Raw genomic sequence first — 19226 nt, forward strand, 5'->3', positions numbered from 1 at the left:
TCAGCCCTCCTGGCTGGCGGAGGCGCGGCCCATCCGGGCTTTGAGCGCCTCGAGCTCGGCATCGACCTTGTCGGACGAGCGCAGATCCGCAATCTCCTCCTCGAGCGTCTTGGGGGCGGCGCCCATGCCGGCGGCATCCGCCCTTCCTTCCGCGAAGTCGACGCGGCGCTCGAGCGTCTCGAAGCGTGCGAACGCCTCGTCGATCTTGGGGCCGTTGGTCATCTCGCGCAGCTTGTAGCGGTTGTGCGCGCTTTCCAGCCGCGCGACGATCGAGCTCTGGCGGGCGCGCGCCTCGCGCAGCTTGGTCTGCAGCTTGGTGATGTCCGCCTCGGACGCGCCGAGCGCATCGTCGAGCACGCCGATCTCCTCGCGGAGGCGGTCGGCCATGTCACCGGCCTTCTGCTTCTCGAGCAGCGCCGCCTTGGCGAGGTCCTCGCGATTCTTCGAGAGCGCGAGCTCGGCCTTCTCGGTCCAATTCTCCTGGAGCTTGTCGAGCTTGGCGATGTGGCGGCGCATCTCCTTCTGGTCGGCGATCGTGCGCGCGGCGGAGGCGCGAACCTCGATCAGCGTCTCCTCCATCTCCATGACGATCATGCGGATCATCTTGGCGGGGTCCTCCGCCTTGTCGAGCAGGTCGGTGACGTTGGCGGCGATGATGTCTCGGGTGCGGGAGAAAATGCCCATTGTTGTGCTCCAGTGAAACGAGTGGGGATGGCCGGGCGGGAGGGGGACCGCCCGGACCGGTCGGTCAGGCCAGCGCCGGACCGACCGCGGCGGCGAGGCAGGCGGCCGTCGCGAACAGGGTGACCAGCGCGGCGGTGACCGGGCTGCGCTCCGTTGCGTAAACATAGGACATGGCGTGTCTCCGTGCCTGAACGTGTGGACCGCCGGAGCGGTGACGGAAAGAGCCTTGCAGATGCCGTGCCAAATTCGGAAGTCCCTGGTTTCCGGGGTTTTCCGTCGCTCGCACGCGACATAAGAACGTCACACTTGCCAAATGTTGGCGAATAGTCCCATTTCCGCCGCCATGGATCGCGACACCAAATTCATCGGCGAATCGACCGCCTTCCTCGATGCGGTCGAGCGCGCGAGCAGAGCGGCGGCGCTCAACCGGCCGGTGCTGGTGATCGGCGAGCGCGGCACCGGCAAGGAGCTGATCGCCGAACGGCTGCACCGGCTGTCGCCGCGCTGGGCCGGCTCGCTGGTCACGCTCAATTGCGCGGCGATGCCCGAGACGCTGATCGAAGCGGAGCTGTTCGGCCATGAGTCCGGCGCGTTCACTGGGGCCACCAAGGCGCGCGTCGGCCGCTTCGAGGAGGCCGACGGGGGCACGCTGTTCCTCGACGAGCTCGCGACTTTGTCGTCGGGCGCGCAGGAGCGGCTGCTCCGCGCGGTCGAATATGGCGAGGTGACGCGGATCGGCTCGTCCAAGGCGATTCGCGTCGACGTGCGGATCGTCGCGGCAACCAACGAGCATCTGCCCGCGCTGGTCGACCAGGGGCGATTCCGTGCCGACCTGCTCGACCGGCTGTCGTTCGAGGTCATCACCCTGCCGCCGCTGCGCCACCGCGAGGGCGACATTCCCGTGCTCGCCGACCATTTCGCCCGGCGGATGGCCGCCGAGCTCGACTGGCCGCAATTTCCAGGCTTCGCCGCCAAGGCGATGGCGATGCTGGTCGGCTATGACTGGCCGGGCAACGTCCGCGAGCTGCGCAACGTCGTCGAGCGCGCGGTCTATCGCTGGGACGCGCCCGATCGCGCGATCGACTCGATCGAGTTCGACCCCTTCGCCTCGCCCTGGCGGCCGCAGGGGCAGGGCGCCAAGCCGGCGATGACCGCCGAGCCCGGCCCCGCGCAGACCATCGCGGTGGTCGAGCATGCCGACGTCAGCGACCTGCGTGCGGCCTGCGACGCCTATGAGAAGCAGCTGCTGGAGGCCGCGCTCAAGCGCTGCCGCTTCAACCAGCGCACCACCGCGGCGGCGCTGGCACTCAGCTACGACCAGCTCCGCCATGCGCTGAGGCGGCACAATCTGCTCGAGAAGGCGGCAGCCTCCTAACCCGCTCGCCCTGAGCGAAGCCGAAGGACATGCCGCGAGCGCGGCGCCTGCAACACGCGCCTCGACTGCGCTCAGTGCGAACGGGCGTGAAGGTTTGCGACCACCACCCGCCGTCCGTCCCGAGCGAAGTCGAAGGACATGCCCCGAGCGTGGCACTTGCAAGACGCACTTCGACTTCGCTCAGTGTGAACGGGCTAGAGATACGTCACGCCCAACCGTTTCGGCTCCGTTCTCTGATAATGGCTCGCAACAGGTCTTTTCGCTGCACTTTTGTCGAAGGGACGCGTTAGGGCCCACGAGCTTTCAACCACGATACCAGGAGATGCCGCATGGCCTTCGTCCTTCCCCCGCTTCCCTTCGAGAAGACCGCGCTCGATCCGATCATGTCGGCCGAGACCTTCGACTATCATCATGGCAAGCACCACAATGCCTATGTCCAGAAGGTCAATGGCTGGGAGGCCGAGAAGAATCTCGGCGGCAAGACGCTGATCGAGGTCACCAAGCTCGCCAAGGATACCGGCGACAAGGGCCTGTTCAACAACGCCGCTCAGGTCTGGAACCACAGCTTCTTCTGGCAGTGCCTGGCGCCCGCCGGTTCGACCAAGCCGAGCGAGAAGCTCGCCGGGCTGATCGAGCAGTTCGGCGGCCAGGACGCGCTGATCGCCAAGCTCAAGGAAGAGGCCGTCGGCCATTTCGCGAGCGGCTGGGCGTGGCTGGTGCTCGACGGCGGCGCGCTCAAGGTGACCTCGCTGCACGACGCCGACACGCCGGTGGTGCATGAGGGCATGAAGCCGCTGCTCACGCTCGACGTGTGGGAGCACGCCTATTACATCGACTATCGCAACGCGCGCCCCGACTTCGCCGAGAAGGTGCTCAAGAATGTGATCAACTGGGACTTCGTGTCGCAGAATCTCGATGGCGAAGGTGCCAGCCGCGCCGACCAAGAGCCGGCCTGATCCGCTAACTCGATCGTCATCCTGACGAACGTCAGGATCCAGGGCTGCGGGCTACACGGTCTGCAGCCCTGGATCCCGGATAGGTCCGGGATGAGTTTTGAAAATTATTCCGCAGGCGGTCCGTCGGCGACCGCCTCGGCGGGCGTTTCGCCAAGGCCATGCTTCATCAGCATCGGGATGTTCGCCATCGCGAAGATCATCGTCGCGGGCACCGCGCCCCATAATTTGTAGCCGATCCAGAAGCTCGTCGTGCTGTTGCGCCAGACGAGCTCGTTGGCGACTGCCATCGCGATGAAGAACAGCGCCCAGTTGCGCGACAACAGCGTCCAGCCGCGCGCGTCCAGCCCCGGATAGGCGGTGCCCAGCGCGAGCTTGAGCGTCGGCTTGCCCGTCCACAGGCCGAACCAGAGGATGCCCGACACCATCAGATAGTAGAGCGTCGGCTTGATCTTGATGAACCAGTCGACGTGCAGCCACAGCGTCAGTCCGCCGAGCACCAGCACCATCGCGCTCGAAAACCATTGCATCGGCGAAATCCGCCCGAAGCGGACCAGCGAGAAGACCATTGCCACCGCCGTCGCCGCCATGAAGATCCCCGTCGAGGCGAAGATGTTCTTATGCGTCAGCGAATAGGCCGCGAAATAGACCAGCAGCGGCCCGAGATCGAGCGCGAGGCGGAGCAGCGGCCCGGCTTCGGTCCGGCGGGCGGTGGGGCTGTTCACGGCAATCCTCTTTCCTGTCTTCTCACCGTTGGTCCCCACGTAGTCGAAGGACGCGCGGCAGGCGGTATCGTTTGTAGCACGCACTTCGACTGCGCTCAGTGCGAACGGTATAGGGCGTTCGGGTGAACCGCCCCTTACTTCACCCGTGGCGTCACCCCCGCGATCAGCCCCGCCACCTCGTCGGGATCGAACGGCCGGAAATCCTCGAGCGTCTCGCCGACGCCGATCGCATGGATGGGCATCCCGAATTTCTCCGCCGCCGCGACCAGCACGCCGCCCTTGGCGGTGCCGTCGAGCTTGGTCATCACCAGCCCGGTGACGCCCGCGTCACGCCCGAAAATCTCGATCTGGTTGAGCGCGTTCTGGCCGGTGGTCGCATCGAGCACGAGCACCACGTCATGCGGCGCCGCCGGATTGAGCCGCCCCAGCACGCGCCGGATCTTCGACAGCTCGTCCATCAAGCCGGCCTTGTTCTGGAGGCGGCCGGCGGTGTCGACGATCAGCACGTCGGTGCCGATCGCGGTGCCCTGCTTGACGCCCTCCCAGACCAGGCTGGCCGCGTCGCCGCCTTCCTTGCCCGAGATGATCGGCACCCCGATCCGTTCCGCCCAGACCTTGAGCTGCCCGATCGCCGCCGCCCGGAACGTGTCGCCGGCGACCAGCATCACCTGATAGTCCTGCTCCTGGAGCAGATGCGCGAGCTTGGCGATCGTCGTCGTCTTGCCGGAGCCGTTGACGCCGATCACGAGGATCACCTGCGGACGCGGGAACGCCTCGATCTCGAGCGGCTTGGCGACCGGGCGCAGGATCTTGGCGACCTCGTCGGCGACGACCGCGCGGATGCCGGCCTCGTCGATGCCCTTGTCATAGCGCTCGTCCTCGAGCCGTTCGCGCACGCGTGCCGCGGTGACCGGTCCGAGATCGGAGGCGATCAGCGCCTCCTCGATCTCGTCGAGCGTCTGCCGGTCGAGCTTCTCCTTGGTGAGCAGGCCCGCGAGGTTGCCGCCGAGCTTCTCGGTTGTGCGACGGAAGCCCGCTGCAAGCTTGTCGTGCCAGATCACCGTATGCGGTACGCGCTTGGTCGGTTCGGGGGTGTCGGTCATCTGATCTTCCTGTTCCCCGGCGAACGCCGGGGCACGATATGGTTCAACGCGTCTCTCCCACGAGCATGCCATCCTCGACATGGCTCACGCGCATCGACACGACGTCGCCGCGGCGGACGCGGTTGGTGGTGGCCCCCCATGGCGCCGCGCCCGAGGCGAGGCGGATGGGGGCGTAATTGCCGGCGTGCCCGCGGCCGTCGAGCCGCTCGACCAGCACCGACTGCGTCGTCCCGACGAGGGTGCTCAACCAGGCGGCGCGGCGCGCATCGGCGGCGTCGCGCAGACGCGCCGCGCGGGCGCGGATCGTCGCGGCGTCGTGCTGCGGCATCCGTGCAGCGGGGGTGCCGGCGCGGACGGAATAGGGGAAGATGTGGCCGAGCACGATGTCGCAATCGTCGAGCAACGCCAGCGTGTTGAGCGCCTGCTGTTCCGTCTCGGTCGGGAAGCCGGCGATCAGGTCGGCGCCGATCGCGATCTCGGGGCGCGCCGCCTTGAGCCGCTCGACCATCGCCACCGCTTGCGCGCGGCTGTGACGCCGCTTCATCCGCTTGAGCACTTTGTCGTCGCCGGCCTGTAGCGACAGGTGAAGATGCGGCTGGAGGCGGGGTTCCTGGGTGAGCAGCGCGAACAGCCGGTCGTCGATCTCGATCGAGTCGAGCGAGGACAGCCGCAGCCGCGGCAGCTCGGGCACCAGCGTCAGCACGCGCTCGACGAGCTGACCGAGGCTCTGATGGCCAGGCAGGTCGGGGCCGTAGCTGGTCGTGTCGACGCCGGTCAGCACGATCTCGCGATAGCCGTCGGCGACGAGCGCGCGGATGCGCTCGATCACGCCGCCGGCCGGGACCGAACGGCTTGGGCCGCGCGCATAGGGGATGATGCAGAAGGTGCAGCGATGGTCGCACCCGGTCTGCACCTCGACGAAGGCGCGCGCGCGGGTGCCGAAGCCGGCGGCGAGGTGGGGGGCGGTGTCGGTGGCGGCGAGGATGTCGGAGACGCGGATCTTGTGTGCACCCACGCCTCCATCTTCGTGCGACCCCCAAACCCCGTTCGTCCTGAGCGCAGTCGAAGGACGTATTACGGGCGCGGCGCCTGGGTCACGCACTTCGACTGCGCTCAGTGCGAATGGGGTGGGGGGCGTGGACGTGCCCTCCCGTAATCCGTTCGTCCCGAGCGCAGTCGAGGGACCGGCTTCGGGCGACGCGTCTGCGTCTTGTCCCTCGACTTCGCTCGGGACGAACGGGGGAAGGTTGAAGGACGCCGCCTCGCGCTTCTCCCGATTGCCCACCACCGCGCTCACTTCGGGCATGACCGCGAACATCGCCGGATCGAGCTGCGCCGCGCAGCCCGTCACCACGATCCGCGCGCCCGGCCGGCGCTTGGCTGCAGCGCGCACCGCCTTGCGCGCCTGGCGCACCGCTTCGCCGGTCACCGCGCAGCTGTTGATGATGACCAGATCGTCCTGACCCGCCGCAAGCCCGCGCATGGCCTCGCTCTCGGCGGCGTTGAGACGGCAGCCCAGCGTGATCAGCTCGGGGCCGCTCATGCCGGGAAGGCGGCCATGTCGAGTTCGCCCGTGAAGACGTGGGTGGCGGGCCCGGTCATGCGGATCGTGCCGCCGGGCTGCCAGTCGATCACCAATTCGCCGCCGGGCAGCGCCACCGTAACGCCGCTCCGGGCACGCCCCGAGCGGATCGCCGCGACCGCGGTCGCGCACGCGCCGGTGCCGCAGGCGCGCGTCAGGCCCGCACCGCGCTCCCAGACCCGCAGGCGGATGCGATCGGGCGAGTCGATCGTGGCGAGATTGACGTTGATCCGCTCGGGGAAGACCGGGTCGTGCTCGATCGTCGGCCCGATCGCGGCGAGATCGGGCGCGTCGAGGTCGGGCACGAAGAAGATGATGTGCGGATTGCCCACGCTGAGCGCGATCGGTGCCATGATCGGCGCGAGCCCGTCCCACGCCAGCGGCAATGCCGCCGTGTCCATTGCATAAGCGAGCGGCACCGCATCCCAGCCGAAGCGCGGCGCGCCCATGTCGACGCTGGCGCCGCCGGCGATCGCTTCGCTCGACAGGATGCCGCCCAGCGTCTCGATCGCGGGCGTGCCGCCGAGCAGCAGCGCGACGCAGCGAGTCGCATTGCCGCACGCCGCGACCTCGCCGCCATCGGCGTTCCAGATCCGCATACGCGCGTCGGCGACGCGCGACCGCTCGATCAGGATCAGCTGGTCGCAGCCGACGCCGCTGTGCCGGTCGGCGATCGCCTGCGCGCGCGCGGGCCCCATCACCAGCGGCGCTTCGCGCGCGTCGAACACGACGAAGTCGTTGCCGAGACCGTGCATCTTGTGGAAGCGTTGCGCCATGATGCGCGCGATCTAGGCAGTGCGCCGGGTCAAGTCCACCGCCGCTTGCGTTTCACCGCGCACCGGTCTATCCGGCCGGCGATCGTTCCGACAGGTTCGTGATGGCTCCAGCGCCCGGTTTCGGACCGTGCGCCCGCCGGCCGGCGAGTTTCGCCCGCCGGCGCTTTGTGCGTTGGGCTTATCGCGATCCCCAGGACACAGGAGCCGGTGCGTATGTTCGAGAGTCTGAGCGAAAGGCTGGGTGGGGTCTTCGATCGCCTGCGCGGTCGCGGTGCGCTCAACGAGGCGGACGTGCGCGCGGCGCTGCGCGAGGTGCGGATCGCGCTGCTCGAGGCCGATGTCGCGCTGCCCGTGGTGCGGGATTTCGTCGACAAGGTGACCGAGGCCGCGATCGGCCAGTCGGTGCTGCGCTCGATCACGCCCGGCCAGCAGGTCGTCAAGATCGTCAACGACGCGCTGACCGAGATGCTCGGCTCGGAAGCCTCCGATCTCCAGCTCGACGTCACCCCGCCCGCGATCGTGATGATGGTCGGCCTGCAGGGCTCGGGCAAGACCACCACCACTGCCAAGATCGCCAAGCGCCTGCGCGAGCGCGGCCGCAAGAAGGTGTTGCTCGCCTCACTCGACGTCAACCGTCCTGCAGCGCAGGAGCAGCTTGCGGTGCTGGGCGTCCAGGCCGAGGTCGCGACGCTGCCGATCGTCGAGGGCCAGCAGCCCGTCGACATCGCGCGCCGCGCGCTCAACGCCGCCAAGCTCCAGGGCTTCGACGTGCTGATGCTCGACACCGCGGGCCGACTGCATGTCGATCAGGCGCTGATGGACGAGATGAAGGCGGTCGCCGACGTCACCCGGCCGACCGAGATACTCCTCGTCGTCGATGCGCTGACCGGCCAGGACGCGGTCAACGTCGCCAAGAACTTTTCCGACCAGGTGCCGCTCACCGGCGTCGTGCTGACCCGGATGGACGGCGATGCGCGCGGCGGCGCGGCGCTGTCGATGCGCGCGGTGACGGGCAAGCCGATCAAGTTCGTCGGCACGGGGGAAAAGCTCGACGGGCTCGAGCTGTTCCAGCCGTCGCGCGTTGCCGGCCGCATCCTCGGCATGGGCGACGTCGTGTCGCTGGTCGAACGCGCGGCGGAGAGCATCAAGGCGGAGGATGCCGAGAAGCTCGCCGAGCGCATGTCCAAGGGGCAGTTCGACCTCAACGATCTGCGCGGCCAGCTGACCCAGATGCGCAAGATGGGCGGTCTCGGCGCGCTCGCGTCGATGCTGCCCGGCATCGCCAAGGTGAAGAACGCGATGGCGAACGGGCAGGTCGATGACAAGATCCTGATCCACATGGACGCGATCATCGGCTCGATGACGCCCAAGGAGCGGGCGAAGCCCGAGCTGCTCAACGCCAAGCGCAAGATCCGCGTCGCCAAGGGCTCCGGCACCACCGTGCAGGACGTCAACAAGATCCTGAAGATGCATCAGGAAATGGCGACGATGATGAAGAAGATGAAGAAGATGGGCGGCCTCAAGGGGCTCGCCGCCATGTTCGGCAAGGGCGGCGGGGGCATGGGTGGCCTCGGCGGTCTGGGCGGACCGGGCGGCGGGATGCCCCCGGGCGGCGGCGCGGGCGGTCTCGGCGGTCTGCCGGGTTTGCCCGGCGGGCAGGGGCTGCCACCCGGCTTCGAGAATTTCATGAAGAAGAAGTGAGTTAGTTCAACAACCGTCGTCATCCCGCCGAACGTCAGGATCCAGGCCCACAGGCGACCCCGCCCGAAGCCTTGGATCCCGGATCAAGTCCGGATGACGGATAGAAATCAGTAGAAGGAATTACAGCATGTCCGTTTCGATCCGTCTGTCGCGTGGTGGTGCCAAGAAGCGTCCTTATTACCGCATCGTCGTCGCCAACTCGACCGCGCCGCGCGATGGCGCCTTTCTCGAGAAGATCGGCACCTACAATCCGATGCTCCCCAAGGGCGACGAGAAGCGCGTGATCCTCGACGGCGAGCGCGCCAAGCATTGGCTGTCGGTCGGCGCGCAGCCGACCGATCGCGTTGCCCGCTTCCTCGATGCCGCCGGCATCAAGGAGCGCGCCGCGCGCTCGAACCTCAAGAAGGGCGAAGCCGGCGACAAGGCCAAGGAGCGCGCCGAGGAGCGCGCCGCCAAGGTGACCGCGGCGAACGAGGCGGCTGAGGCTGCGGCTGCTGCAGCGGCGGCACCGAAGGAAGAGCCGGCGGCGGAAGCGGCTCCGGCCGAGACGCCTGCGGAAGAGACCAGCGAGGCGTGATGCCTTGGCCTGGCGCTTCAAAAGGAGCGCCAGGCTCTCTCCCCACCCGTTCGTCCTGAGCGAAGTCGAAGGACAGGACACGGGCGGAAACACCGTTCGTACTGAGCGCAGTCGAAGTGCAGCCACCGTCCGCGCGTGGCCTTCGACTGCGCTCAGGCGGAATGGGGGTGCTTCGACTTCGCTCAGCACGAACGGGGTGTAGGCCGGTGACAGACACGCGCGTTACATTGGCTGCCGTCGTCGGCGCGCACGGCATCCAGGGCGAACTCCGCCTCAAGCTGTTCACCGACGACCTCGCGCAGTACCCGCGGCTTCAGGCGGGCGAGGCGACGCTGACGCTCAAGTCGGTGCGCCCCGGCCCCAATGGCGCGGTCGCGCGCTTCGCCGAGGTGACCGACCGCACCGCCGCCGAGGCGCTGCGCGGCACGCCGCTTACCGTTTCGCGCGACGCGCTGCCGCCGCTCGCCGACGGCGAATATTATCATGCCGACCTGCTCGACCAGGACGCCGTCTCCACCGACGGCACCGCGCTCGGCCGCATCGTCGCGGTCGAGAATTACGGCGCGGGCGACCTGATCGAGATCGAGCGCCCCGACGGCAAGCGCTTCCTCGTGCCGGTCGCGGCCGGGGTCGACGATCTCGGGCCGCCGATCCGCGTGCACGCCGAGTTCGTGGACGCCTGATGGATCCGGCCGCGCAGATCTTCTTCCTGATGCTCGCAGCGCAGTTCGCGTTTACCGGGCTGTTGATGTGGAGCGTCGCGCGGCGCTTCCCGGCGCGTCTGCGACTATACCGGTTCGTCGCGCCCGCGCCGGTGCCGATCTTCTGCTTCGCGATGGCGATCACCGGCTTCCTCGCTTGGATGCGACAACAGCATCTGCCGAATTGGGACGAGGCCTCGACCGGCATCGTCGTGCGGATGGCGGTATCCTATGTCGTACTGTGGCTGGTCGGCGTGGTGTGGGGGAGCTTGGTGGCGCGCTGGACGCGTCGGCGATGAGCATGTTCTTCTCGTTCCCCGGCGCACGCCGGGGCCCAGAGCCCCAAACGCTGCCGCCTGAAGCCCTGGACCCCGGCGTACGCCGGGGAATGGAAATGCGATGAGCTTCACCGCCGCCGTCCTCACCCTCTATCCCGAGATGTTTCCCGGGCCGCTGGGCACCAGCCTCGCCGGCCGCGCGCTGGCGGAGGGCAAGTGGGCGCTCGATGCGGTCCAGATCCGCGACTTCGCCGCCGACAGGCACCGCTCGGTCGACGACACGCCGGCCGGCGGCGGCGCGGGCATGGTGATGCGCGCCGACGTGCTCGCGACCGCGCTCGACGCCACCGCCGCACGCCACCCCGCGCTCCCGATTCTGGCCATGACGCCGCGCGGTGCGCCGCTCGCGCAGGCGCGCGTCAGGCGCCTCGCGGACGGCCCCGGCGCGCTCATCCTCTGCGGCCGCTTCGAGGGCATCGACCAGCGGCTGTTCGACGCACGCGCCATCGAGGAGGTGTCGATCGGCGACTATATCCTGTCGGGCGGCGAGATGGCCGCGCTGACGCTGCTCGACGCTTGCATCCGGCTGCTTCCCGGCGTAATGGGCGCGGCTTCCAGCGGGGATGACGAGAGCTTCGAGACGGGGCTACTCGAATATCCGCATTATACCCGACCCACGACATGGGAAGGGCGCACGATCCCGCAGGTGCTGCGATCGGGGGATCATGCGAGGATCGACGCCTGGCGTAAAGCCGAGGCCGAGACCATCACACGGCTAAGGCGGCCGGACCTTTGGGAGCGCCACGGTGGCGCGCCGGGTCGGTCGCCCTCTGGCGCGCGGCACGAAGACGGGACGAAGTCATGAACCTGATCCAGACGCTCGAGGCCGAGGCCATCGCGCATTTCAACGAAACCAAGAAGATCCCCGAATTCCGCCCCGGCGACACGATCAAGGTCGGCGTCAAGGTCGTCGAAGGCGAGCGCACCCGCGTCCAGGCATTCGAGGGCGTGTGCATCGCGCGCGCCAACCGCGGCATGGGTTCGAGCTTCACCGTCCGCAAAATCTCGTTCGGCGAGGGCGTCGAGCGCGTCTTCCCGCTCTATTCGCCCAACGTCGATTCGATCGACGTCGTGCGCCGCGGTGTCGTGCGTCGCGCCAAGCTCTATTATCTGCGCGGCCGCACCGGCAAGTCGGCGCGTATCGCCGAGCGCAAGGACAATCGCGAGAAGGTCAAGGCGTAACGCCTTTGGCCCTCGCGGGCTGATGAGGGGCGTCGGTGGCGGAAGCCGCCGGCGCCCTTTTCTTTGCCCCTCTCCCCTGCGGGGGAGAGGGAGGGGCCCGCCGCGCAGCGGTGGGAGGGTGAGGGCACGTCCCCTCGGGCGCTGCGTGTCCCCACCCCCCCACCCCCCTGGCTGGGCCCCCCCCCCCCCCCCTCGCGGGGGGGGGGGAAGGCGCGCCGCGGGGGGGGGGGGGGGGGGGGCCACGTCCCCTCGGGCGCTGCGTGCCCTCACCCTCCCAGCCTGCGGCTGGGCCCCTCCCTCTCCCTTGCGGGAGAGGGGAAGAATGCTACCAGCACCTCATGCGCCATATCCTCCTCGCCCTGCCGCTTCTCGTCGCCGCCGCTCCCGCCACGACTGGTGTCCCGCAGAAACCGCTGACCCTCGATCGCATCTATGCGAGCCCGTCGCTGTCCGGCCCGACCCCGCGCGACGTGCAGCTCTCGCCCGACGGCAGGCTCGCGACATTGCTCAAGCCGCGCGCCGACGAGCGCGAGCGCTACGATCTGTGGGCGGTCGACACGACCGCTGGTGCGCAGCGCATGCTGGTCGACAGCAAGCGCGTCGGTTCAGGCGCCGAGATTTCCGAGGCCGAAAAGATGCGGCGCGAGCGCGCGCGCGTCGGCGGCACCAAGGGCATCGTCGACTATGATTGGGCGCCCGACGGCAAGACCATCCTCGTCCCGATCGACGGCGATCTCTATCTGGCCGGCCTCGACGGATCGGTGCGCCGGCTGACCGACACGCCGCAGTCGGAGATCGACGCGCACGTCTCCGAGGGCGGGCGCTATGTCAGCTTCGTCCGCGACCAGAATCTGATCGCGCTCGATCTCACCACCGGCAGGGAGAAGCCGCTTACCAAGGAGGGCGGGGGCACCGTCACCTGCGGCACCGCCGAGTTCGTCGCGCAGGAGGAGATGGACCGCACCACCGGCACCTGGTGGGCGCCGGGCGACGGCCATGTCGCGGTCGAATGCTACGATGAAGCCAAGGTCAAGACGGTCACGCGCGCCGCGATCGGCGCCGACGGCACAAAGACCTTCGACCAGCGCTATCCCGCCGCGGGCACGCCCAATGTCGCGGTGTCGCTGACGGTCATGTCCGCCGACGGCTCGCATCGCCAGAAGGTCGATCTCGGCGCCGATCCCGACATCTATGTCGCGCGCGTCGACTGGTCGAAGGACGGGCGCACGCTCTACGTCCAGCGCCAGAGCCGCGACCAGAAGACGCTCGACCTGCTCGCCGTCGACCCCGCGACGGGTGCGTCGAGGACCCTGTTCAGCGAGACCTCGAAGACCTGGGTCAACCTCACCGACGATTTCCGCCCGCTCGCCGACGGCAGCCTGATCTGGGGTTCGGAGCGTAGCGGCTATATGCATCTCTACCGCTATGCCGATGGCGTATGGACGCAGCTCACCCACGGCGACTGGACCGTCGAGATGAACGGCCAGAGCCACTCGACCGGCGTGATCGGTGTCGACGAGGCGCAGCACCGGCTGTTCTTCGCGGCCAATAAGGACGACGTGCTCGAAAGCCAGATCTACACGATCGACTATCTCCACCCGGGTGAGCCGCAGCGGATCACCGAGCGCGGCTATTGGAACGACGCGGTGATGGACAAGGCGGCGACGCACCTGCTCGTCACCCGCTCGAGCCCCAGCCAGCCGTCGCAGGTCTATCTGGCCGACGCGACCGGCAGGCGCGTGTCGTGGATCGAGGAGAACAGGCTCGACGCGGCGCACCCCTATGCACCCTATCTCGCCGCGCATCGGCCGGTGACCTACGGCACGATCAAGGCCGCCGACGGCAGCGATCTCCACTATGAGATGATCACCCCCAAGCTCGTGCCGGGCAAGCACTATCCGGTGTTCTTCGAACATTATGGCGGCCCGGGGTCGCAGCAGGTCAAGCGCAGCTGGATGGGGCCGCTGCCGCAATATTGGGTGTCGAAGGGCTGGATCTATTTCCAGATCGACAATCGCGGCTCGGCCAATCGCGGCACTGCCTTCGGCAACCAGATCTATCATGCGATGGGCAGCGTCGAGGTTGCCGACCAGGCGACCGGCGCGCGCTGGCTGCAGAGCCAAAAATTCGTCGATCCGAAGAAGATCGCGATCTTCGGCTGGTCCTACGGCGGCTATATGACGCTCAAGATGCTCGAGACCGCACCCCCAGGCCTCTATGCGGCGGGGGTGTCGGGCGCGCCGGTGACGCGCTGGGAACTCTATGACACGCATTATACCGAACGCTATCTCGGCGATCCGACGGCCGTGCCTGGCGTCTATGCGGGATCGGACGCGATCGCGCAGGCGCCGTCGATCAAGACGCCGATGCTGCTGATGCACGGGCTCTCCGACGACAATGTCGTGTTCGAGAATTCGGCGGCGCTGATCAACAAACTGCAGGAGACCGACACGCCCTTCGACATGATGCTGTACGTCGGCCAGACCCACCACATCGCGGGCGAGGGCCGGCAGGCGCATGTCGAGAAGACGATCGAGCGGTTTCTGGACGACAAGGTGCTTCACGAACTCACCCCTCCCTGAAAGGGAGGGGACGGGGGTGGGTTCGCCTGGGGCTGGCGCTACCCTATCCTGAGACGAACCCACCCCTAACCCCTCCCTTTCAGGGAGGGGAACCGCAAGCCTCTTGGACAACAAGCGCCAAGCGACTATGCGCGGGCGCGCAATATTCGCACTTGGAGTTTTGACATGGGGTATCGGATCGTCGTGGCGGGAGCCACCGGCAATGTCGGGCGCGAGATGCTCGCGATCCTGGCGGAGCGCGAATTTCCGATCGATGAGATCGCGGTTGTCGCCAGCAGCCGCTCGCAGGGCACGCAGGTCGAATTCGGCGACACCGGCAAGATGCTGACGATCAAGAATATCGACCATTTCGATCCGACCGGCTGGGACATGGCGCTGTTTGCGATCGGCTCGGAGGCGACCAAGATCCACGCGCCGCGCTTCGCCAAGGCGGGCTGCACGGTGATCGACAATTCGTCGCTCTACCGGATGGATCCCGACGTGCCGCTGATCGTGCCCGAGGTGAACCCGGATGCGATCGAGGGCTACGCCCGCAAGAACATCATCGCCAACCCCAATTGCTCGACTGCGCAGATGGTCGTGGCGCTCAAGCCGCTGCACGATTTCGCCAAGATCACGCGCGTCGTCGTCTCGACCTACCAGTCGGTGTCGGGCGCGGGCAAGGCGGGGATGGACGAGCTGTTCGAGCAGAGCCGCAACATCTTCGTCGGCGATTCGGCCGAGCCGAAGAAGTTCACCAAGCAGATCGCGTTCAACGTGATCCCGCACATCGACAGCTTCCTCGACGACGGCTTCACCAAGGAAGAGTGGAAGATGGTCGTCGAGACCAAGAAAATCCTCGATCCCAAGATCAAGGTGGTCGCGACCTGCGTGCGCGTGCCGGTGTTCGTCGGCCATAGCGAGGCGATCAACATCGAGTTCGAAAACGAGATTTCGGCCAAGCAGGCGCAGGACATCCTGCGCGAGGCGCCCGGCATCATGCTGATCGATAAGCGCGAGGACGGCGGCTACACGACGCCGATCGAGTGCGTCGGCGAGTTCGCCACCTTCGTCAGCCGCGTCCGCGAGGACCCGACCGTCGACAACGGCCTCGTGCTGTGGTGCGTCTCGGACAATCTGCGCAAGGGCGCGGCGCTCAACGCGGTGCAGATCGCCGAACTGCTCGGGCGGCGCCACCTCCATAAGGCGGCGTAACGGTCATCGTCCGCTCGGTGGTCGCGCTGTCGGCCATCGAGCGGATCGGTCCGCCGGATCAGGCGGCCAGCCACATCCGCGCGGCCTTCTCCGAGATGAAGACCATGCCGCCGTCGCGCATCGTCTGCTTCGCGCGGACCTTGCTGAGGCTGTCGGCGGTGACCACCGCGGTGCGGTCGCCCTCGCGCCACAGATCGCCCATCGCGTCCGCCATGATCTTGGCGGAACTCGGCGATGCCACGGTGCCGCGGCTATTGTCGAACAGGACGCGGAGCGTGCTGAAATCGTGGCGCGCCCTGATCAGTTCGGCGCGACAGTCCTGCGCCATGCGCGAGGTCATGCTGTCGTCCAATTCGCCTTCGACGCGACAGATGACGAGGGCATCCGAAACATCGCGTTCGATTTCGTACCTGGCCATGTGATCCTCCGAAGATCGGCATGTTTGTCATTCTTTACCATGAACTTAAAGACCAATCTTGCGGTGCATTGCAGCAATGGCCTGCCCCGCTCAAATATCGGTCAGGCGGATCCCGCTGTCCGGTGGACGACTGCGGAGCATCCGATCAGATCGCAGGGCGATGCGGGAGGCGAGAATGACCGACACGATGACAGGCGGCTGCCAATGCGGGCGGGTGCGCTACGCCGCCGCGATTGCGAACGACGAGGCGTATGTCTGCCATTGCGGCATGTGCCGCCGCGCGACCGGTGGCATCTCGATCGCATTCAAGCAGGTCGCGCTCGCCGATGTGACGTGGACCGCGACATCGCCCGACTATTATCAATCCTCGCCGATCGCCAGACGGCCCTTCTGTAAGGTGTGCGGGACGCCGCTCGGCTTCCAGTTCCTCGACGGCGACGCTATGGACCTCACCGTCGGCTCGTTCGACGATCCGACACGTTTCCGCCCGACCTCCCATTTCTCGATCGAGACCGCGCTGCCGGCGTGGATGGATGTGTCGCATTTGCCCGGCACACGGCTCGACGAGCATGCGCCCGTCGCCGACAGATGGAAGAAGGCCCTTGGCAAGCTCCCCGACTGATCCGACCGTCCATCGGTTCGCCAGCTTCGACGGCGTCGAGATCGCCTGGCGCGAGATCGCGCCGGCCGGCGGCGGCGGGCGGCCGATCGTGCTGATCCACGGCTTCTTCTCGACCGCCGAGGTCAATTGGATCCGCTACGGCCATGCCGCGCGCCTCGCGGCGTGCGGCTACCGCGTGATCATGCCCGACCTGCGCGGCCATGGCGACAGCGCCAAGCCGCACGATTCCGCCGCCTATCCGCGCGATGCGCTCGCCGACGACGGCTTCGCCTTGATCGCTCGTCTCGGGCTGACCGACTATGACCTCGGCGGCTATTCGCTGGGCGGGCGCACGACGATGCGGATGCTCGCGCGGGGTGCCACGCCGCGGCGCGCGATCGTCGGCGGGATGGGGCTCGCCGGGATCGTCGACACCGGCGGACGCGGTAGTCATTTCCGCAACATACTGACCAACCTCGGCAGCTTCGCGCGGGGCTCGAACGAATGGATGGCGGAAGCCTTCCTCAAGACCGTCGGCGGCGATCCGGTGGCGCTGCTCCACGTGCTCGACACCTTCACCGACACGCCGCTCGACGTGGTCCGCGGCATCGACACGCCGACGTTGGTCGTCGCCGGCGTCGACGACGACGACAATGGCTCGGCGCGGGCGCTTGCCGACGCGCTGCCGGCTGGGGTCCACGTCCCGATCCCCGGCAACCATATGAGTGCGGTGACCAAGCGGGAACTCGGCGAGGCGATCGCCGATTTTGTCACGCTCGCGTAACATTTATCAATCTGGATCAGTATTTAGCGAATCATTCACCGGCATGGCGCGATACAGGCGGCATGGATTCCACCGCCATCATACTGTCGAGCCTGACGGCGACCAGTCTGCTGCTGTGCGTGGCATTGGCGATGGCCTGGCATTGTTTCGGGCGTGAACGCCATGCGGCGATCTGGTCCGCCGCCTTCGGCCTGTCGACGGCGACCTGGGCGGTCAATCTGCTCAGCGCCTGGATGCCGGCCTTCGATACCCCTCTGACGCTGCTCGCGAGCCTGACGTCGATCGGCTGCTTCGCGCTGATCGCGCTCGGTTTCCGGCGACGGGTCGGGCTCCCCGAACGCGCCGAGCTGATCATCATGATCGGTGCGGCGGTCTCGGTGCTGGCCGGCTGGGTGGTGATCTGGTCGACCCATGCCGGCTTCGTCCGCGCGCTGATCGTCTTCTTCTGCGCCGCGATGCTGATCGTTTCGGCGCTGTCGTTGCGCGCGGATCCGCAGGACGGGCGACGGCGGACGGGTGGGGCGGCGTTCTGGATGCTGGCGAGCTTTGCGGGCTATGATCTTCTGCTCGGCATCGTGGCGCTGTGCGCATCTGGCCCGGCGGACCTCAGCTATCGGCTCTACCGGCTCATGCTGCTGCTGGGCGTGCCGACCGGGCTGTTCGGGGTCGGGCTGTTCGCGATGTTCCTGCTCGCGGCCGACCTTGCAGACGGCATGCGGCAGCTCGCGGCGAGCGATCCGCTGACCGGCATCCTCAACCGCCGCGGCTTCGAGCAGGCGGCGGTGCCGCTTGTCGCGCAGAGCAAGCGCCATGCACGCACGCTGGCGGTGGTGATGGCGGACCTCGACCGCTTCAAGACGATCAACGACCGCTTCGGCCACGGCGTCGGCGATGCTGTGCTGCAATGTTTCGCCAGCCATGTCGGCAAGACGATCCGCGAGGGCGATCTGTTCGGCCGGATGGGTGGCGAAGAGTTCGTGCTGGTGCTGCCCGACACCGGCGGCAGCGAGGCGATCGAGGCGATCGAGCGGATCCGGGCGGGGCTCGATGCGGCGGTGCGCGATCTCGTCCCGTCGGCGCGGATCACCGCCAGCTTCGGCATCGCGCTGCTCGATCAGCGCGGCGACACGCTGTCGGATGCGATGGGCCGCGCCGACCGGGCGCTCTACGATTCGAAGATGACGGGGCGCGACCGGATCACGCTGGCCGCGGCGGCGACCGCCACGGCGCTGCGCGCGGTGACACGCCGCGTCGCCTGAACGGCCGGATCACGCGACCCGGCCGGTTCGCGGTTGGGCTCAGAGCTGGCCGAGCAGATAGTCGGCGGCGCTGACCTTGAACTCGCCGCCGGACTCGACGTTGAGCTGCTTGACCACGCCATCGACGACCAGCATCGAATAGCGCTGGCTACGCGTGCCCATGCCGAATTTCGAGCCGTCCATGGTGAGGTCGACCGCCTTGGCGAAATCACCATTGCCGTCGGCGAGCATGGTGATGCCCTCGGCATTGTTGGCCTTGGCCCAGGCGCCCATCACGAACACGTCGTTGACCGAGGTGCAGGCGATCGCGTCGACGCCCTTGGCCTTGAGGTCGGCGGCCTTGTCGATGAAGCCGGGGAGATGCTTGGCCGAGCAGGTCGGCGTGAAGGCGCCGGGCAGCGCAAACAGCGCCACCGTTTTGCCTGCGAAGAACTCCTTGCCGACCGGCTCGGGCCCGTGCTCGGTCATGGTCGAGAAGGTCGCGTCGGGAAGCGTATCGCCGATCTTGATCGTCATCGTGGGGATCCTTGGAAGGGAGCCGTTGGCCGGCCGTTGAGGGGAGACGATGCGGACCTAGCCCAGCACCGACCGACCGCCAACCGCCGACGCGCGGTCAGCGTTCCGCGTCCTCCTGCCGCCGCCGCCAGCTCAGCAGCGGGCGGGGGACGGCGGGCAGCGCACGGAACAGCGG

General features: G+C 67.6%; 20 protein-coding genes. 13 read left to right on the forward strand and 7 right to left on the reverse strand.

Annotated elements, in window-relative coordinates; genetic code table 11:
• On the reverse strand, positions 1-684 hold the full coding sequence (pspA, locus tag Q0326_RS09385; protein ID WP_298689478.1) for a phage shock protein PspA: 684 nt from the start codon (positions 682-684) through the stop codon (positions 1-3).
• A 343-nt stretch (positions 685-1027) separates the two neighbouring features.
• On the opposite strand from pspA, the gene pspF reads away from it, so the two are divergent.
• Positions 1028-2059, forward strand: coding sequence for a phage shock protein operon transcriptional activator (gene pspF, locus Q0326_RS09390; RefSeq protein ID WP_298689480.1), 1032 nt, complete (start codon positions 1028-1030; stop codon positions 2057-2059).
• Positions 2060-2388: 329 nt separating this feature from the next.
• The gene (locus Q0326_RS09395; RefSeq protein WP_298689482.1) at positions 2389-3015 is read left to right on the forward strand and encodes a superoxide dismutase; all 627 of its coding nucleotides are present in this window, start codon (positions 2389-2391) and stop codon (positions 3013-3015) included.
• A gap of 104 nt (positions 3016-3119) precedes the next feature.
• On the opposite strand, the gene Q0326_RS09400 is transcribed toward Q0326_RS09395, so the two are convergent.
• The 4 genes from Q0326_RS09400 to dapF all read right to left on the reverse strand — a co-directional run bounded on the left by Q0326_RS09400 (position 3120) and on the right by dapF (position 7198).
• Positions 3120-3737 carry an inner membrane-spanning protein YciB gene (locus Q0326_RS09400; protein ID WP_298689484.1) on the reverse strand — a complete coding sequence of 206 codons (618 nt, stop codon included), beginning with the start codon at positions 3735-3737 and terminating at the stop codon, positions 3120-3122.
• Between the two features lie 134 nt (positions 3738-3871).
• Positions 3872-4840, reverse strand: a complete 969-nt coding sequence (gene ftsY, locus Q0326_RS09405) for a signal recognition particle-docking protein FtsY (RefSeq protein WP_298689486.1) — start codon at positions 4838-4840, stop codon at positions 3872-3874.
• A gap of 43 nt (positions 4841-4883) precedes the next feature.
• Positions 4884-6383, reverse strand: a complete 1500-nt coding sequence (gene mtaB / locus Q0326_RS09410; protein WP_298689488.1) for a tRNA (N(6)-L-threonylcarbamoyladenosine(37)-C(2))-methylthiotransferase MtaB — start codon at positions 6381-6383, stop codon at positions 4884-4886.
• Positions 6380-7198: a diaminopimelate epimerase gene (gene dapF / locus Q0326_RS09415; protein WP_298689490.1), complete on the reverse strand. Its 819-nt coding sequence runs from the start codon at positions 7196-7198 to the stop codon at positions 6380-6382. Before dapF ends, mtaB begins: the two co-directional genes overlap by 4 nt.
• A 213-nt stretch (positions 7199-7411) precedes the next feature.
• Between dapF and ffh the strand changes: the two genes are divergently transcribed.
• The 8 genes from ffh (at position 7412) to Q0326_RS09455 (ending at position 15473) form a co-directional block, all read left to right on the forward strand.
• Positions 7412-8899, forward strand: a complete 1488-nt coding sequence (gene ffh / locus Q0326_RS09420) for a signal recognition particle protein (RefSeq protein ID WP_298689492.1) — start codon at positions 7412-7414, stop codon at positions 8897-8899.
• A 127-nt stretch (positions 8900-9026) separates the two neighbouring features.
• Positions 9027-9476 (forward strand): 30S ribosomal protein S16, encoded by a 450-nt coding sequence (gene rpsP / locus Q0326_RS09425; protein ID WP_298689496.1) that lies wholly within the window; start codon positions 9027-9029, stop codon positions 9474-9476.
• Positions 9477-9682: 206 nt separating this feature from the next.
• Positions 9683-10159, forward strand: a complete 477-nt coding sequence (rimM, locus tag Q0326_RS09430; RefSeq protein WP_298689498.1) for a ribosome maturation factor RimM — start codon at positions 9683-9685, stop codon at positions 10157-10159.
• Complete coding sequence (locus tag Q0326_RS09435; RefSeq protein WP_298689500.1) at positions 10159-10476, forward strand: hypothetical protein; 318 nt, start codon at positions 10159-10161, stop codon at positions 10474-10476. The genes rimM and Q0326_RS09435 overlap by 1 nt, the downstream gene beginning before the upstream one ends.
• A 100-nt stretch (positions 10477-10576) precedes the next feature.
• Positions 10577-11320, forward strand: a complete 744-nt coding sequence (gene trmD, locus Q0326_RS09440; RefSeq protein WP_298689502.1) for a tRNA (guanosine(37)-N1)-methyltransferase TrmD — start codon at positions 10577-10579, stop codon at positions 11318-11320.
• Positions 11317-11697 carry a 50S ribosomal protein L19 gene (gene rplS / locus Q0326_RS09445; RefSeq protein ID WP_298689504.1) on the forward strand — a complete coding sequence of 127 codons (381 nt, stop codon included), beginning with the start codon at positions 11317-11319 and terminating at the stop codon, positions 11695-11697. Before trmD ends, rplS begins: the two co-directional genes overlap by 4 nt.
• 338 nt (positions 11698-12035) lie before the next feature.
• A complete protein-coding gene (locus Q0326_RS09450; protein WP_298689506.1) occupies positions 12036-14279 on the forward strand; it encodes a S9 family peptidase in 2244 nt (747 codons plus the stop codon).
• 165 nt (positions 14280-14444) lie between these two features.
• Complete coding sequence (locus tag Q0326_RS09455) at positions 14445-15473, forward strand: aspartate-semialdehyde dehydrogenase (RefSeq protein ID WP_298689508.1); 1029 nt, start codon at positions 14445-14447, stop codon at positions 15471-15473.
• Between the two features lie 58 nt (positions 15474-15531).
• Here Q0326_RS09455 and Q0326_RS09460 read toward each other — a convergent pair whose 3' ends face one another.
• Complete coding sequence (locus Q0326_RS09460; RefSeq protein ID WP_298689511.1) at positions 15532-15891, reverse strand: hypothetical protein; 360 nt, start codon at positions 15889-15891, stop codon at positions 15532-15534.
• A 175-nt stretch (positions 15892-16066) separates the two neighbouring features.
• Here Q0326_RS09460 and Q0326_RS09465 point away from each other — a divergent pair, with 175 nt between their 5' ends.
• From Q0326_RS09465 to Q0326_RS09475, 3 genes are all read left to right on the forward strand, one after another.
• Positions 16067-16513: a GFA family protein gene (locus Q0326_RS09465; RefSeq protein WP_298689513.1), complete on the forward strand. Its 447-nt coding sequence runs from the start codon at positions 16067-16069 to the stop codon at positions 16511-16513.
• The gene (locus tag Q0326_RS09470; RefSeq protein WP_298689515.1) at positions 16494-17276 is read left to right on the forward strand and encodes an alpha/beta fold hydrolase; all 783 of its coding nucleotides are present in this window, start codon (positions 16494-16496) and stop codon (positions 17274-17276) included. The genes Q0326_RS09465 and Q0326_RS09470 overlap by 20 nt, the downstream gene beginning before the upstream one ends.
• A 62-nt stretch (positions 17277-17338) precedes the next feature.
• The gene (locus Q0326_RS09475; RefSeq protein WP_298689517.1) at positions 17339-18535 is read left to right on the forward strand and encodes a GGDEF domain-containing protein; all 1197 of its coding nucleotides are present in this window, start codon (positions 17339-17341) and stop codon (positions 18533-18535) included.
• Positions 18536-18574: 39 nt separating this feature from the next.
• Here the strand turns inward: Q0326_RS09475 and Q0326_RS09480 are convergent, their stop codons facing one another.
• On the reverse strand, positions 18575-19051 hold the full coding sequence (locus Q0326_RS09480) for a peroxiredoxin (protein ID WP_298689519.1): 477 nt from the start codon (positions 19049-19051) through the stop codon (positions 18575-18577).
• Between the last annotated feature and the right edge of the window lie 175 nt (positions 19052-19226).

Origin of the sequence: uncultured Sphingomonas sp. (assembly GCF_937859915.1) — a bacterium.
Classification (GTDB): domain Bacteria; phylum Pseudomonadota; class Alphaproteobacteria; order Sphingomonadales; family Sphingomonadaceae; genus Solisphingomonas.

Bases quoted from the DNA above. Each gene is read 5' to 3' on its own strand.
- pspA (WP_298689478.1), bottom strand. From the start codon at position 684: ATGGGCATTTTCTCCCGCACCCGAGACATCATCGCCGCCAACGTCACC.
- pspF (WP_298689480.1), top strand. From the start codon at position 1,028: ATGGATCGCGACACCAAATTCATCGGCGAATCGACCGCCTTCCTCGAT.
- Q0326_RS09395 (WP_298689482.1), top strand. From the start codon at position 2,389: ATGGCCTTCGTCCTTCCCCCGCTTCCCTTCGAGAAGACCGCGCTCGAT.
- ftsY (WP_298689486.1), bottom strand. From the start codon at position 4,840: ATGACCGACACCCCCGAACCGACCAAGCGCGTACCGCATACGGTGATC.
- mtaB (WP_298689488.1), bottom strand. From the start codon at position 6,383: ATGAGCGGCCCCGAGCTGATCACGCTGGGCTGCCGTCTCAACGCCGCC.
- dapF (WP_298689490.1), bottom strand. From the start codon at position 7,198: ATGGCGCAACGCTTCCACAAGATGCACGGTCTCGGCAACGACTTCGTC.
- ffh (WP_298689492.1), top strand. From the start codon at position 7,412: ATGTTCGAGAGTCTGAGCGAAAGGCTGGGTGGGGTCTTCGATCGCCTG.
- rpsP (WP_298689496.1), top strand. From the start codon at position 9,027: ATGTCCGTTTCGATCCGTCTGTCGCGTGGTGGTGCCAAGAAGCGTCCT.
- Q0326_RS09435 (WP_298689500.1), top strand. From the start codon at position 10,159: ATGGATCCGGCCGCGCAGATCTTCTTCCTGATGCTCGCAGCGCAGTTC.
- trmD (WP_298689502.1), top strand. From the start codon at position 10,577: ATGAGCTTCACCGCCGCCGTCCTCACCCTCTATCCCGAGATGTTTCCC.
- rplS (WP_298689504.1), top strand. From the start codon at position 11,317: ATGAACCTGATCCAGACGCTCGAGGCCGAGGCCATCGCGCATTTCAAC.
- Q0326_RS09450 (WP_298689506.1), top strand. From the start codon at position 12,036: ATGCGCCATATCCTCCTCGCCCTGCCGCTTCTCGTCGCCGCCGCTCCC.
- Q0326_RS09455 (WP_298689508.1), top strand. From the start codon at position 14,445: ATGGGGTATCGGATCGTCGTGGCGGGAGCCACCGGCAATGTCGGGCGC.
- Q0326_RS09460 (WP_298689511.1), bottom strand. From the start codon at position 15,891: ATGGCCAGGTACGAAATCGAACGCGATGTTTCGGATGCCCTCGTCATC.
- Q0326_RS09465 (WP_298689513.1), top strand. From the start codon at position 16,067: ATGACCGACACGATGACAGGCGGCTGCCAATGCGGGCGGGTGCGCTAC.
- Q0326_RS09475 (WP_298689517.1), top strand. From the start codon at position 17,339: ATGGATTCCACCGCCATCATACTGTCGAGCCTGACGGCGACCAGTCTG.
- Q0326_RS09480 (WP_298689519.1), bottom strand. From the start codon at position 19,051: ATGACGATCAAGATCGGCGATACGCTTCCCGACGCGACCTTCTCGACC.